The following is a 15,342-nucleotide window of genomic DNA, read 5'->3' on the forward strand; positions in this document are numbered from 1 at the left end:
CCGGCTTTTTCTGTAACAGCATAAATTGAATATCCGGAAAATCTTTGAATGGAGGATAGGATTTTAAAAGGCAAATAATAAAAACAAAATAAAATTAGCACTCGCCACTTGAAAGTGCTAACAACTGAGCTATAATCATTACTAACAGAGGAAAACATATCCGGAGGTTTTCTCTGAATAAATTTGAGGAGGACTTCAGTTTATGAATATCAATAAATTTACCAGGAAATCAATCGAAGCTATAAATAAATGTCAGGATATAATCGCAGAATACGGTAATCAGTATGTTGAGCAGATACATATTTTATACAGTCTTATAACCATAGATGAGAGCCTTATCGCTCAGCTTCTGAAGAAAATGGAAGTTCCTGTGGATCAGTTCAGGGAAAGTCTTGAGGCTGAGATTTCGAAGCTTCCGAAGGTCACAGGAACAGGTCAGATGTACATGTCCCAACCTGCAAATCTTGCCCTCACAAGAGCTGAGGATCATGCAAAGTCCATGGGAGACGAGTATGTTTCTGTAGAACATATTTTTCTCTCCATCATGAAAGAAGCGGATCCTGTGGTGAAACGCCTTTTCAATGAATACAAAATAACAAAGGATGGTTTCTTAAAGGCTCTTTCGGAAGTCCGCGGAAATCAGAGGGTGGTTTCCGATAATCCCGAGGATGTATATGATACTCTTAACAAGTACGGATATGAAATGGTTCAGCGTGCAAGAGATCAGAAGATGGATCCTATTATCGGACGTGACGATGAGATCCGTAACATCATAAGGATTTTGAGCCGGAAGACAAAGAACAATCCGGTTCTTATAGGTGAGCCCGGTGTCGGTAAAACAGCTGTGGTGGAAGGGCTTGCCCAGAGGATAGCAAAGGGTGAGGTGCCTGAAAGTCTGAAGGATAAGAAGGTATTTGCCCTTAATATGGGTTCTCTTGTTGCCGGCGCAAAGTACAGGGGAGAATTTGAGGAGAGACTTAAGGCTGTTCTTGATGAGGTAAAGAAATCAGAAGGACAGATACTTATGTTTATCGACGAGCTTCATACCATAGTCGGAGCAGGAAGAACTGATGGAGCCATGGATGCCGGTAATATACTTAAGCCCATGCTTGCAAGAGGAGAACTTCACTGTATCGGTGCCACAACTCTTGATGAATACCACAAATATATAGAGAAGGATGCGGCTCTTGAGAGACGTTTCCAGCCTGTACAGATAGATGAGCCTGATGTTGAGGATACCATTTATATTCTTAGAGGTATCAAGGAAAGTTATGAGCAGTATCATGGAGTTACCATTACGGACAATGCGCTTGTGGCGGCGGCAACATTATCCGACAGATACATCTCCGACAGATTTCTTCCGGATAAGGCCATAGATCTGGTGGATGAGGCCTGTTCCATGGTGAAGACCCAGATGGAATCCATGCCTGAGGATATGGCAGAGATCCAGAGCAGACTTACACAGTTAAGGATGGAGCAGATATCACTGAAAAAGGAGGACGATAAACTTTCAAAAGAGCGCCTTCAGGAGATAGAGAAGGAGCTTGCGGAACTTCAGTCAGAGTTCGACGCCAAGATGGCCCAGTGGGACAATGAAAAGAATTCTGCAGAAAACCTTCAGAAGCTTCGTGAACAGAAAGACCGTATTCGTAAGGATATAGAAAAGGCCATGCAGATGGCTGATTATGACAAGGCCTCAAAGCTTCAGTATCAGGACCTTCCGGAGATAGAGAGGAAGCTTTCGGAAGTTGAGAACAGTGTTCACGGTGAAGATAAGTCACTTCTCCAGGAAATGGTTACGGAAGAGGAAATAGGAAAAATCATCAGCCGCTGGACAGGAATACCTGTTTCAAAGCTGAATGAGTCTGAGAGAAGCAAAGTACTCCATCTTGATGAGGAAATCCATAAGAGACTCATAGGACAGGATGAGGCTGTTGAAAAGGTGGTTGAGGCCATCCAGCGTTCAAAGGCAGGAATAAAGGATCCGGGCAGACCTATTGGTTCATTCCTGTTTATGGGACCTACAGGTGTAGGTAAAACCGAGCTTGCAAAAGCATTGGCACAAAACCTGTTTGACGATGAGAATGCCATGGTTCGTATCGATATGTCAGAGTATATGGAGAAATACTCTGTATCGAGACTTATAGGTGCGGCTCCCGGATATGTGGGTTATGAGGAAGGGGGTCAGCTTACGGAAGCGGTTCGCCGGAAGCCATACTCCGTTGTGCTTTTCGATGAGATAGAAAAGGCACATCCGGATGTGTTCAACATCCTCCTTCAGGTACTGGATGATGGTCGTATTACCGACAGTCAGGGAAAGACGGTTGACTTCAAGAATACTATAATCATACTGACCAGCAACTTAGGAGCACAGTATCTTCTTGAGGGAATAGACGGAAACGGAAATATCACGGAGGAAGCAAGGAAAAATGTTCATGACGAGCTGTTTAAGGCATTCCGTCCTGAGTTTCTGAATCGTCTGGATGAAATAATAATGTTTAAGCCTCTTAGCAGAGACAACATAGGAAATATCATGGATCTTATGATAAGTGATATAAACAAACGGCTTTCAGACCGTCAGCTGACCATAGAGCTTACCGATGCCGCAAGAGAATATCTTGCGGATTACGGATATGAGCCCCAGTTTGGTGCGAGACCTCTTCGTAGATTCATTCAGAAGAATGTGGAAACATTGGCGGCAAGATGTATTCTGGAGGATAAGGTTCAGGAAGGTGATATCATGGTCATAGATCAGCGTTTGGGAAAACTCGGAATTGAAGTGAAACATTAAAATCCTGCTTAAGCTGCCCCGGCTGTTTATATTACCAGCCGGGGTAATATTTTATTTTGTACGGAAAATCCAGGGACGGTAGTAATTTCAGCATCCTGTTATCTAAATTTAAGCTTTTGTTTTGGTATTCTGTGCTATACTCAAAATGATTTAATGATAGACTTGTCCTGTCGTGGAAGTGTCATCATCTTATCATTTTTCTGCAAACAGTAGTAAACTGTTGTGGATCATCAGTATTCCGGGAGAATAAAATGAAGTTAAATAATACATTAAAAGCTATGGTCGCTGCTGTGACTTTGTCAACACTTGTCAGCCTTCCTGCCATGGCAGACTGGCAGTACACTTTATATGGACCAATGGCAGTATGGACTAACACGGTTACAGGGGAACAGACAACTGTTTATGCGGGACAACCTGCACCGGATGGAACTCCGGCCCCGACTCTGACATTGACACAGGAGAATACAAAAGAGACCTATGATGTCAATGCTGCAATAGCAGCAGCCAATGCAGCAGTTGATGCGGCAAAGGCTGCAAGGGGCGGAAACACCACAGGTAATACCTTGACATCTGAACAGCTTGCGGCAAATACAGCGGCTGCCAATGCTAATTTGAATACCAATACGGTAACTGTAATAAACGGGGTTTCATCAGGAAGTAAATCAGGATCCTTAAGCAACGCTGAGCTTCCCATGATAGCCACCGGAGATCAGAGCAGTTCTTCGGGGATTGCAGATGGTTCTTATGTGGGACCGGGAAACAGCGTTTCTGCAAAAATATCCGGAACCAAAGGAGTCTCCACCCAGCTTACCAGCTACGTGGCTTCGGACGGACATCTGGTTACAAATGCCCAGGCCCCTGATCTAAGCGCTGCATCAACTGCATCAGACAGTACTTCAGGAAATACATCCTCATCGGTTCCCGGCGGTTCAACTGCATCAGCTGCAGCAAGTACCCCTTCAGGAACAGGCAGTTCCGCAGTTAATTATACAGGAACACTTCCGTCAACAGGCTCAAGCAATATAAATACATATTCAACTCCGGAGGCAGGTGTATAAGCCTATATTGTGGCTTTGCATGAATTGATGGATTGTTCCGGCTATATGTAGTGTATAGTAAATCGTGAAAAAATGTGTTAGTATAATCTCCAAATGCCAAGATGGCATCTGGAGATTTTTTTATGACAGAAAATGAAATAAATAATTTAACCAAAGAAGCCGGTGATGATTCCGTTAAGGACGCTCAGGATGTTGTCATTGACGTAAAGGATGTGACAAAGGTCTACAGACTCTATGATCAGCCTATTGACAGACTGAAAGAGGCTATAAGCGTTACCCATAAGAATTATCATCGAGATTTTTATGCTTTGAATCATATAAATTTTCAGGTGGGAAAAGGCGAGTCTGTAGGTATCATAGGTACCAACGGTTCAGGTAAGTCCACCATACTGAAGATCATAACAGGAGTGCTCACCCCCAGTGGCGGTTGTGTGAACATTAACGGTATAGTATGTGCTCTTTTGGAGCTGGGAGCAGGTTTTAATCCTGATTATACAGGTATCGAGAATGTTTACATGAACGGTACCATGATGGGCTTTACCAGGGAGCAGATGGACGAAAAGCTTCAGGAAATTCTTGATTTTGCAGACATAGGTGATTTTGTGAATCAGCCGGTCAAGAGCTATTCCAGCGGTATGTTTGTCAGACTTGCTTTTGCCATGTATGTGGCCATGGATCCGGAGATTCTTATAGTTGATGAAGCCCTTTCTGTAGGTGATGTATTCTTTCAGGCAAAGTGCTACCACCGTATGGATGAGCTGAGAAGAAACGGTACAACCATTCTTATGGTTACCCATGATCTCGGTTCTGTTATGAAGTATTGTGACAGAGTCATACTTATAAACAAGGGTGAAAAGATATCAGAGGGACGCCCCGGAGATATGGTGGATCTGTATAAGAAGATTCTTGCGGGCAGATTCACGGAAGAAGATAAAATGGATTTAAAACGCCGTGAAGAAATATCGGCTGCCAGTGATTTTATCGACGATCAGAATTTCGGAGTTGATACGGTGGGAACTGCGGCCATGGAAATGTCAGGCTCCGGAGTGCCCGAAACCGATGATACTAAGGAAGTCTCTAAGGTATATGAGGATAGAGAGGATTCGGAAAAGCAGCAGTCCGCAGAGGCTGTCGAAGCTTCCACTGAATCCGGAAAACTTATGCAGGATGAGCTCAGTCTCAACCCTCATGTACAACATTACGGTGACGGCAGAGCATCCATATGGGATCTCGGTATCCTTGATGAAAGAGGTAAGGTTACCAATGTTATCGTCAAGGGAGAGATGTTCTCAATAAAGGAAAAGATCAGATTCAATGCAGACATTGATGCCCCGATTTTTACCTTTACCATAAAAGACAAGCGTGGAGCAGACCTGACAGGTACCAATACTATGATCGAAGGATGCGACATCAAGCCTGTTAAGGCCGGAGACGAATATGTCGTTACATTCTCCCAGAGGATGACCCTCCAGGGAGGAGAGTATCTTCTCAGTATGTCCTGTACCGGATTTGAGCAGGGAGAGCACGTTGTATATGACAGAAAGTATGATGTGGCTTCCCTTACGGTACTTTCAAATAAAAACACAGTAGGTGTATACGATATGGAGTCTCAGGTGACTCTGGAAAGGCATAACAAACAATGAGTTTTACACGTCATATGACCAATCTTATAGACTGGTTCTATTTTGAAGATGTGACCACCGGTATGGAAAGAGATGCATCTGTGCTGGTTCTCGGAGATAAGGAATATACAGCACCTTTTATCGAACTTCTTGAGAAAAGGGTGAGAACAGTATCGAGAAGACTTGATGAGTCCACCTATGATTACGTTATCATTCCTGTACTTACAAAGAGAGTTCTCAAGATGTTTAAGGGAAATCTCGGAACCATGTACAGCTCCATCACAGGAACCTGGCTCAGACAGGGAGGCTGTATCATGCTCGGTATGCAGAACGCTCTGGATATCGATCGCATGTCATCAGGAGAAAAAGAAGCGGATGTTATTTACATGCGATGGTCAAAGATAAATGAACTTCGCAGTCTCCTTCACGAAGAGCATCCGGAGTCAAAGGAATGGATGTATTATCCGGTTCCTGAGCTTAAGATGCCTCTGAATTTTTATACTGATGAACGTCTTCCGGGACTCGCGGATGAAACAGAGAAGATAGCCCTTCTTGTAAAGGAGAATCAGTTCAGGGAGTTCGCGCCATCCTACTACTACATTTTCCAGCCGGATGGAACTCATCGCAGCAGGGCAAAGGATTACCGAAAGTATCTTCCCATATATCTTAAGTACAATTCAAGCAGAAAGCCTGAATATGCCATAAAGACCGAAATATACAGAGATGACAAAGGAAAGTGCCATGTGGTAAAGGCAGGAATCACCCCTGATGCCAATGCTCACATCGATTCTCTCACCGAAAAGGCAAAGGAACAGCGTAAGGCAAATCCTACCGTGGATGTGCTTATGGCCGAGGAAACAAGTCACGCTCTTGGTGATTTTCAGCTTTTGAGTTATCAGGTATATCCTTATCTCGAGGGTAAGAATCTTGGAAAGATCCTTGCGGATATGATAAAGGACGGAGTAGCTCCTTTAAAGGAACTTGCCGAGTCTGTGGATATGGTTATCGGTGCTGTTGACGGTACAGTAAATCCTGCAAACCTTGACTGTCTCTTTGATAATGTGATCATGGAGAATGGAAGACCAACGCTTATTGATTGTGAGTGGGTACTTCCAAGGGAAGTGGAAGTAAGATTTTTACAATTCCGCATTCTGTATTACTGGTATCTTGAGTACCGTGACAGCATGGCTTATGATGACCTGTTCGGATTCCTGCGTAATTTCGGATTCACAAAGCCTGAATGTCAGGAGCTTCTTGACAAGGAGCAGGAGTTCCAGCACTTTGTTCACGGAGATGGTCAGGACAGCAATGTTAATGCCTATTACGAAAACAAGGTAACGGTTCATCGTTTCAATGAGCTTAAGGGTAATCTTGCAGTGGCCGAGAATGAGAGGACCATACTCTCACAGGAGACTAAGGAGCAGAAAATCGCTCTCCGTAAGGAACGCGAGATCAACAGACTTACATCTGTGCATGTTGCCAACCTTACCAAGGTGATAAAGACCCACGAGAGAGACATTGACACCCTGATTAAGGAAAGAGAATACTATAAGGCACATATGGGATGGACAGGAAAGCTGTCTGAAAGCATCAATGATGCCTACACAAGAAGATTTCCTGTGGGTTCCAGAAAACGTAAGCTTCTTTCATACGTAGGGCAGACCTTTGCACATCCTATAAAGATGCTTCCTATGTATTTTACCGAGGAAGGAAAGAATCTTATCCGCGGCGATTTTAACATAGGCGCATTTTACAGTGAGTACGGAAAGGTATCATTTGAGAAAACCGACAAGCCTCTGGTAAGTATCGTTATACCTTGCTACAACCAGATCAACTATACATATCAGTGTCTTGTGAGCATAAAGCAGCACACTGATTTTGAGAAGACTCCTTATGAGGTAATCATCGCAGATGATGTGTCAACTGATGCCACCCGTGAGATCGGATTCTATGCCGATAATCTGGTGATCGCCAGAAATACAGAGAATATGGGCTTCCTCAAGAACTGTAATCAGGCAGCAGCCATCGCAAGGGGACAGTATATTTTCTTCCTGAACAACGATACAAAGGTGAATGACGGCTGGCTCGATTCGCTTGTTGAGCTGATAGAGAGTGATGACTCCATCGGTATGGTAGGATCCAAGCTTGTATATCCTGACGGACGTCTGCAGGAGGCAGGAGGAATCATCTGGTCTGACGGTTCGGGCTGGAATTACGGAAGACTCCAGGATCCTGATGAACCGGAATACAACTATGTAAAGGAAGTTGACTACATTTCCGGTGCGGCCATCATGATACGTACAGATCTCTGGAAGGAGATCGGAGGATTCGATGAGAGATTTGCCCCGGCATACTATGAGGATACCGATCTTGCTTTCGAGGTTCGTAAGCATGGAAAGAAGGTTATGTTCCAGCCGAAGTCTGTCATAACACACTTTGAAGGTATTTCCAATGGTACCGATACATCGGACACTTCGGGACTTAAGCATTATCAGGTGGTAAATCAGGAGAAGTTCAGAGAGAAGTGGGCACAGGAACTGAAGAAGCAGTCGGTTAATGACGGTAGTCCGAATCCTTTTGCTGCCCGTGAGCGCGGACAAAACGCAAAGTATATACTTGTGGTGGATCATTACGTTCCAACCTGGGATAAGGATGCGGGTTCCAAGCTTGATTATCAGTACATGCAGCTTTTCATGAAGGTGGGTTACAGGGTTAAGTTCCTTGGTGATAACTTTGCACATGAAGAGCCGTATACGTCAGCTCTTCAGCAGATGGGAATCGAAGTGCTGTATGGAAATACAATGCAGGCCGGAATATGGGACTGGATAGACAGGAACAAGAAGTTCATTAATATCGCATATCTCAATCGACCGCATATCGCTGCCAAGTACATAGATTACATTTGTGACAATACAGATATCAAGGTCATCTATTTCGGTCATGACTTACATTCACTCCGTCTTATGCGTGAGTATGAGATCGATCATGATGAGAAGACCAGAGAGGATGCAGAGTACTGGCATAATGTTGAGTACGGTGTAATGCGTAAGGCTGATGCCAGCTACTTCCCTTCAGAGGTAGAAGCTGAGATTGTTCGCAAGGAGGATCCTACAATCAATGTCAAGGGTATCACTGCCTATGTATATGATGAGCCGGCGGTTCTTGACGAGGACTATGCTCACAAACAGGGCCTCCTGTTTGTAGGCGGTTTCGGACACCCGCCAAACAAGGACGGACTTCTCTGGTTCGTAAACAATATACTTCCAAAGATCAAGGCGCAGATTCCTGATATCGTGCTCAATGTAGCCGGTTCTAAGGCTGATGAGGAAGTTCTTGCACTGAATGAGCGTCCTGATGTAAATGTCCTTGGGTTTGTATCCATTGAGGAACTGGATGAGCTTTACCGTAAGAACAGGGTGGTTGTTGTACCTCTCCGTTACGGTGCAGGTGTAAAGGGCAAGGTTGTAGAGGCACTTCATGCAGGCGGAGCCATAGTCACTACCTCCTGCGGTGCAGAGGGTATACCTGAGGCATCAACAGCTCTCCGGATCCAGGATACAGAGGATGGTTTTGCAGGTGAAGTAATTAATCTTTATAACGACACTTACGAGGTGGAAAGGATGTCGCACAGAGCGGTTCAGTTCATCAGTGAATTCTACTCCCCTGAGGGAGCGTGGAACAAGATCCGTGAGGATTTTGAGACAGATTACAGAAGATAAGTGGTATATATCCGGAGAAATCCGGATATATTGATTTACAGTGTTTTAGGGGGATGGTTTTGAAAGGATATAAGCATTGCTTTGCGGTAGCTGCATACGGAGAATCAAAGTACCTTCCATATCTATTGAACTCGTTGAAGGCTCAGAGTGTGGAAAGCAAGGTTATCATATGCACTTCTACACCCAATAAATTCATAACAGCATGCAGCGCAAAGTTTGGTTATCCGGTCTATGTGAGAAATGGAAAGCACGGCCTTAAGGATGACTGGAATTTCGCCTATGAAGAGGGAAGTAAGCTGGCGCCGCTCGTGACCATCGCCCATCAGGATGATCTGTATTTTCCTGACTATACAAAGGCCCTGCTGCATGCCTACAAGAGATTCCCGGATATGTCCCTTTTCTGCTGCCGATATGACACCATAGACGGGGATGGCAATACCATCGACGGAAGTTCCGAAAGGGTAAAGCGGATTCTCAGGCTCAGGCTTCGAAATCATGAGAGAGCCCACAGGACGGATGTAAAGATGTCGGCATTGAAATACGGAAACGGTATAGGCTGTCCGACCTGCACATACAATGTGAATTACTGTCCTGTTCCTCTTTTCAGAAATGACTATAAATTTGTTATCGACTGGGCAACGCTCATCAGGCTTGCCGGAGAGCCCGGAAGATTTATATGTCTGGAAAAGTCTCTTATGGCATATCGTGTTCATGAGGGTGCTGAGACCATGAAGAACATTGAGAATAACAACAGAGAGAAGGAAGAAGCGGAAATTTTCGGACAGATGCATTCTGCTCCTGTGAAGAGTCTGCTCATGCACTTCTATAAAAAGGCCTATGGAGCGTATGAAAATAAAAAAAGTAACTAAAAATAAAGTGCAAATGGTGCTTCCTGCACTTTTTGCACTTATTTTAATTGGATTTTTTGTAAACCGGAATATTCAGATTAGAGGGCTGTATGGAGATGATCTGTATCTCTGGTCCTTTTATGGAGAAGACAGCTTCTGGAAGTTTACCTTTCCTGAGAGTACAAAGGGTAATTTCAGACCCTTCTACTGGGCCATGAGCTATCTTGAATTTATGCTAGTGGGGCGGCATGTGAATTTTTATTCTGCCTTTAACACAGCATTCAATATCCTTATTTCATTTGTGGTATATTTTTTTGCTTTGGATCTCACAAAGGTCAATGAAAGAAGGAACGGAAATAGTTTTTCTGCGGAACTGATTTCGTTTTTAGCTGCCGGCATGTATCTGGGATCCCATTTTGCGGCTTATCAGATAGGACAGGTGCTGGGACTTCTGGAATCCCTTGGACTGCTTCTTGCGATCATCGTTCTGTGGCTTCTTTACAGATTTTCCGAATGCGGAGAGAACAGGTACTATTATGGTGCTGCTTTTGCATATTTCCTTGTGATGTTCACTCATGAGAGATACATCGCACTTTTCCCGCTTTTCTGTCTTGTATTGATTTTCAGAGGTTTACAGTCAAGAGCTGATGGGATAAAAGGAAGGTGTCTTCTTAAACTGATGATACCGGTTTCGGAACTTCTGTTTTTCTTTGGCGTGCGTGTTATGGTTGCGGGACAGGCTATGCCGGCAGGTACTGCGGGAACAGACGTAACGGATACCTTCAGTATCGGCCAGGCCTTCATGTATGCTCTGCAGCAGGTGCAGTATGTTTTTGGTGTGAATGTTGGAGAAAGCTATCTTAACGGAATAACCTGGGGGGAAACACCTTTGTGGCTTCATATCTGTGTGTACCTGAGCTGGGCTGTAATTCTTGCAATGCTTTGTATATATGCTTCACAGATCAGGAAACATCCCGGGGATTTGCGGGAGATATTCCAAAATCTTCTGTTTATTGCATTCATAGCCTTATGCATAGGATGCAGTTCAATCACCATCAGATTGGAAATAAGATGGGTGTATGTGAGCTATACCGCAGCACTTCTCTATATATGCTTTATATCTGGAAAACTTGAGAAAAGACCTGTCGGGGAAATGAAAAAAGGTACTGTGAGAAGTACAGGAACCTGGAATATTTCAGCCCTTTTTGCTCTCTTGTTTTTACTTTACTGCTGTCTTATGATCCCTGTTGAACAGCTTTACAGAAGCAATTTCAGGAATATTTTCTTTATGACTGAGCTCGACAGAGTCAATTCTCTTGCGGACGAGACCATAGGAAAATACAGGGATTTTCTGGGGGTACGTCAGACATATATTTTCTATAACAGCTTCGGAATGACAGAGTTTTACGGAGAGTATTTCTATAAACCCTACGATCCCCAAAAAACGGGTCAGGGCTCTCGGCTTCATTATATTAATGATATATCTGAACTTCCGGATAGTGCGGTATATGAGAATTCCGTGGTTCTGTTGGAGACCTCCGACAGAAGAGGATATATTGATATAACAGACCAGGTATTTGGAAAGGCAGACTGGAGTGCCGTAAATGAAAAGGAAAGATAAAGTTTGAAAGTATACTTTCAAATCTGTTTGGTGGATCAGATGCGGGTTCGGATAGATCCGGCCCGGGCCTGACTCATGGAGGGAATCAATGGAAACTAATATAAAACAGGATAGAATACACATTGATAAAAGAATATGGGATCTTTTGATGTTTTGCCCTGTTTTAGGTACGTTTTTTCTTATTTTCTACGTGAAAACAGCCTCAGAAGACATAGTTTATTCTGACTATATCAGACTCATAAACAGTTATCTTCCGGATACGCTTTCACCGGAAAGCTTTTTTGTTTCCGATATACTTACCCGTATCCCGATAACCTATCCGCTGAGATGGATCAATGTTCATTTATTCGGGTATTCAGTGGATTTTGACCGTATGCTTGGACTTATGGGTATCTTTTTCACCATGCTGGTGCTGTTCCGGTACACGAAAAGAATCCGTCCGGGGTATCTGTCTATTGCCGCTCTTATGCTTGTGGGATTCAGTCTTAACAAATGGGAACTGTTGATAAACGGTTCGGGATATCCTCATTTCATAAGTTACGGACTTTTCTTCTATAATTATCTGGTAATTGAGAGAGTATTCACGGGCACAATGAACCCCCGGGATGAAATAAAACTGTTTATCTTACCTTATACAGCTCTTCTTGTTGCGGGACCGTATATAGTACAGTACTGTCTCAGTCTGATGGCTGCATTTATATATATGGGAATAATAAAGAAAGGGAATCTTTCATGGAAGCGTATAGCGGTTTATCTGCTTTCTTCCGCAATTCCCATGCTTCTTTTTCTTATAAGCAACAGCACGGCAGAGTATGAGCATAATGTAAAGGAGCAGCTTACACTTATGCAGGTTCTCTTGGGAGAAACAGGTTTTACGATACACTTCATCCTGAATGGTTTTGCATCGGAAGTGCTTTGCGGAGATGTGTGGGAAGCATTGCTTGGTTCCGGAAAGACCGGTTATGGAGTTGTTTATATGACAGGTGCTCTTGTGATTCTTTGCTATGCCTATGCACTTATACTGTACTTTATAAATGGAATCTACAGAAAAACACTGTTTCCTCTGCTGCTTATAATGAGCGGTGTATTGAGCCATCTCTTGGTATTTTGCTCAAGATATCTGTATCTTGTGGAGACCTATGCATGGCAGAGCAGATATTCCTTACAATATCTGCCGGGAACTTTCGGTATACTGATAATTTACGGTATAGTTATAAGAAGATTCTGTGAAGAGAGGAAAAGCAGAAAAATAAAGAGTACAGTTTCTGTCATTTCCTTTGGTATATCTCTGGCTGTGATCTGCATATTCATGGCAGGAAGCTTTGTTTCAACAAAAAGAGAACTCCAAAATGCGCCATATCGTAAAACATATTTTCAGTCCATGATGGATACGGCTCTTCACATTGAAGATTACACGGATGATGAACTGAACAGGATTTTTGAGTATAATCATGGTGCCGGTAAGGTCAGAGGAGCTTTTTCTATACTGAAGGAAAACGGACTCAACATATACAGCAAATGATAGGATGGTTTTTCCTTACAATTAAGTACATTTTCAGCGGAATTCCTGTATATGAATCAAGTAAATTGAAGCGGACAAAAAGATACAGAGACTCTCGCTTTGGAGGTTATATTAATGAAGGTTTTAATTTTAGCAGGTGGATTCGGAACACGTATCTCGGAAGAGTCACATCTTAAACCAAAGCCAATGATAGAAATAGGCGAGATGCCTATACTCTGGCATATCATGAAATACTATTCCAGCTACGGATACAATGATTTCATCATACTGGCAGGTTACAAGCAGTATGTTATAAAAGAGTTTTTTGCAAACTATTTCCTGCATAATTCCGATGTCACCTTCGATTTGAGCAATAATCAGATGGAAGTTCATAACAATATGAATGAGCCATGGAAGGTTACCATAGTGGATACAGGTCTCAATACCATGACCGGAGGTCGTATCAAGCGGGTACAGAAGTACGTGGGAGATGAGCCCTTTATGCTTACCTACGGTGACGGAGTTTCTGATGTGAATCTGTCTTCCCTTGTTGAGTTCCATAAATCTCATGGAAAGACAGCGACAATAACCACGGTTTCTCTTGCGCAGCAAAAGGGAGTTCTTGATATAGACGGAAACAACTGCATTAAGTCTTTCAGAGAGAAAGAGAATGAGGATGGTGCTATCATTAATGGTGGATTCATGGTATTCCAGCCCTCGGTTTTCGATTATCTTTCCGGAGATAAATGTGTACTTGAACAGGAACCTATGCACAGGCTTGCGGCAGACGGACAGCTTATGAGTTTCTATCATCCGGGATTCTGGCAGTGTATGGATACCCAGAGAGAAAAGAAGCTTTTGGAGACATTGTGGGAAGAAAACAGGGCGCCCTGGAAGAGATGGAGCTGAGTGATATCAGCATTAAGTAAATACCTCAGGGATTCTATGAAACAGTTACTGTGAATCCTAAGGGTAGTTTGTGATAAAGGAAAAAGAAATGTCTAAATTTACAGAGCTTAAAGAGTTCTATAGCGGGAAGCGGGTTCTTGTTACAGGACACACAGGTTTTAAAGGAAGCTGGCTTTCACTTATGTTGAAGCTTCTTGATGCAGATGTCTATGGCTATTCCCTGGAGGCGCCTACAGAGCCATCACTTTTTGATATTCTCGGATTAAAAGAACAGATACATTCGGAAACAGGTGATATAAGGGATTATGAACATCTGAAAAGATTTTTTGATGAAGCCAAGCCTCAGGTGGTGCTTCACCTTGCAGCACAGCCCATAGTCAGAACATCCTATGAGTTTCCGAGAGAGACCTATGAGACCAATGTCATGGGAACCGTAAATCTTCTTGAATGTATAAGAAATTATAACCTGAGTCATGAGGAAAAGGTTATTTCATGCCTTAATGTCACCACAGACAAGGTTTATGAGAACAATGATCTCGAGAATCATGCCTTCAGAGAGGATGAAAAGCTTGACGGATATGATCCCTACAGTAATTCAAAGTCCTGTTCTGAGCTGGTGACTCACAGCTACAAGAAATCATTTTTTGATCATGAATCAGGAAATGTTACCTGCATTTCCACGGCAAGAGCCGGAAATGTTATAGGAGGCGGTGATTTTGCAAAGGACCGTATCATTCCTGATTGCGTAAGGGATACTGTGGCCGGGAAAATGATACATGTGAGAAATCCGTACAGTACGAGACCCTATCAGCATGTGCTGGAGCCGTTGTATGTATATCTTCTCATAGCTATGAAGCAGGTTTCGGAGCCGGTTCTTTCAGATTGCTATAATGTCGGACCTGATGAGGAAGATGCCATAACAACAGGTGAGCTTGCGGATAAGTTTACATCCTTCTGGGGAGGTGCTTCAAAGTGGCATACTGAGGCTGAGTTAAATGCCCCCCACGAGGCAGCCTTCCTGAAGCTCGACACAGCAAAGATCAAAAAGAAATTCGGTTGGGAGCCTGTGTGGCATGTGGATGATGCAGTGGCTCAGACTGTGAAGTGGTACAGAGCATGGTATGATAAAGAGGATATGCTTTTGTTCACAAGGAATCAGATACAGGAATTTCTTTCAGAGTGATTATCCGGTTGAAATCATTGCTAAAACCTTTCCGAAGATTCGCATCGGGTGAAAAACTCCGGAAAGACAGCATTGCACAGATTAAATATA

9 protein-coding genes are annotated in these 15,342 nt (G+C 43.3%); all 9 read left to right on the forward strand.

Going from position 1 to position 15,342, the window contains the following annotated elements:
• The first annotated feature begins 202 nt into the window (after positions 1-202).
• The 9 genes from clpB to rfbG all read left to right on the forward strand — a co-directional run bounded on the left by clpB (position 203) and on the right by rfbG (position 15,252).
• Positions 203-2,791, forward strand: coding sequence for an ATP-dependent chaperone ClpB (gene clpB, locus T515_RS03835; RefSeq protein ID WP_036607789.1), 2,589 nt, complete (start codon positions 203-205; stop codon positions 2,789-2,791).
• Positions 2,792-3,042: 251 nt separating this feature from the next.
• Positions 3,043-3,849 carry a hypothetical protein gene (locus T515_RS03840; RefSeq protein ID WP_036607791.1) on the forward strand — a complete coding sequence of 269 codons (807 nt, stop codon included), beginning with the start codon at positions 3,043-3,045 and terminating at the stop codon, positions 3,847-3,849.
• 122 nt (positions 3,850-3,971) lie between these two features.
• The gene (locus T515_RS03845) at positions 3,972-5,492 is read left to right on the forward strand and encodes an ABC transporter ATP-binding protein (protein WP_081832657.1); all 1,521 of its coding nucleotides are present in this window, start codon (positions 3,972-3,974) and stop codon (positions 5,490-5,492) included.
• Positions 5,489-9,190, forward strand: a complete 3,702-nt coding sequence (locus tag T515_RS03850; RefSeq protein WP_036607794.1) for a glycosyltransferase — start codon at positions 5,489-5,491, stop codon at positions 9,188-9,190. The genes T515_RS03845 and T515_RS03850 overlap by 4 nt, the downstream gene beginning before the upstream one ends.
• 59 nt (positions 9,191-9,249) lie before the next feature.
• Positions 9,250-10,059: a glycosyltransferase family A protein gene (locus T515_RS03855; RefSeq protein WP_051671410.1), complete on the forward strand. Its 810-nt coding sequence runs from the start codon at positions 9,250-9,252 to the stop codon at positions 10,057-10,059.
• Positions 10,037-11,659, forward strand: a complete 1,623-nt coding sequence (locus T515_RS03860) for a hypothetical protein (protein WP_155988254.1) — start codon at positions 10,037-10,039, stop codon at positions 11,657-11,659. Before T515_RS03855 ends, T515_RS03860 begins: the two co-directional genes overlap by 23 nt.
• A gap of 88 nt (positions 11,660-11,747) precedes the next feature.
• Positions 11,748-13,181: a hypothetical protein gene (locus T515_RS03865; protein ID WP_036607802.1), complete on the forward strand. Its 1,434-nt coding sequence runs from the start codon at positions 11,748-11,750 to the stop codon at positions 13,179-13,181.
• 114 nt (positions 13,182-13,295) lie between these two features.
• Positions 13,296-14,069, forward strand: a complete 774-nt coding sequence (gene rfbF, locus T515_RS03870) for a glucose-1-phosphate cytidylyltransferase (RefSeq protein WP_036607805.1) — start codon at positions 13,296-13,298, stop codon at positions 14,067-14,069.
• A gap of 88 nt (positions 14,070-14,157) precedes the next feature.
• A complete protein-coding gene (gene rfbG, locus T515_RS03875) occupies positions 14,158-15,252 on the forward strand; it encodes a CDP-glucose 4,6-dehydratase (RefSeq protein ID WP_036607807.1) in 1,095 nt (364 codons plus the stop codon).
• Positions 15,253-15,342: the final 90 nt, after the last annotated feature.

The organism is Oribacterium sp. P6A1, from assembly GCF_000702885.1.
Taxonomy (GTDB): domain Bacteria; phylum Bacillota; class Clostridia; order Lachnospirales; family Lachnospiraceae; genus Oribacterium.

Excerpts from the sequence above, each read along its gene's own strand:
- T515_RS03860 (WP_155988254.1), top strand. The coding sequence starts at position 10,037 with ATGAAAATAAAAAAAGTAACTAAAAATAAAGTGCAAATGGTGCTTCCT.
- T515_RS03850 (WP_036607794.1), top strand. The coding sequence starts at position 5,489 with ATGAGTTTTACACGTCATATGACCAATCTTATAGACTGGTTCTATTTT.
- rfbG (WP_036607807.1), top strand. The coding sequence starts at position 14,158 with ATGTCTAAATTTACAGAGCTTAAAGAGTTCTATAGCGGGAAGCGGGTT.
- T515_RS03845 (WP_081832657.1), top strand. The coding sequence starts at position 3,972 with ATGACAGAAAATGAAATAAATAATTTAACCAAAGAAGCCGGTGATGAT.
- T515_RS03840 (WP_036607791.1), top strand. The coding sequence starts at position 3,043 with ATGAAGTTAAATAATACATTAAAAGCTATGGTCGCTGCTGTGACTTTG.
- rfbF (WP_036607805.1), top strand. The coding sequence starts at position 13,296 with ATGAAGGTTTTAATTTTAGCAGGTGGATTCGGAACACGTATCTCGGAA.
- clpB (WP_036607789.1), top strand. The coding sequence starts at position 203 with ATGAATATCAATAAATTTACCAGGAAATCAATCGAAGCTATAAATAAA.
- T515_RS03865 (WP_036607802.1), top strand. The coding sequence starts at position 11,748 with ATGGAAACTAATATAAAACAGGATAGAATACACATTGATAAAAGAATA.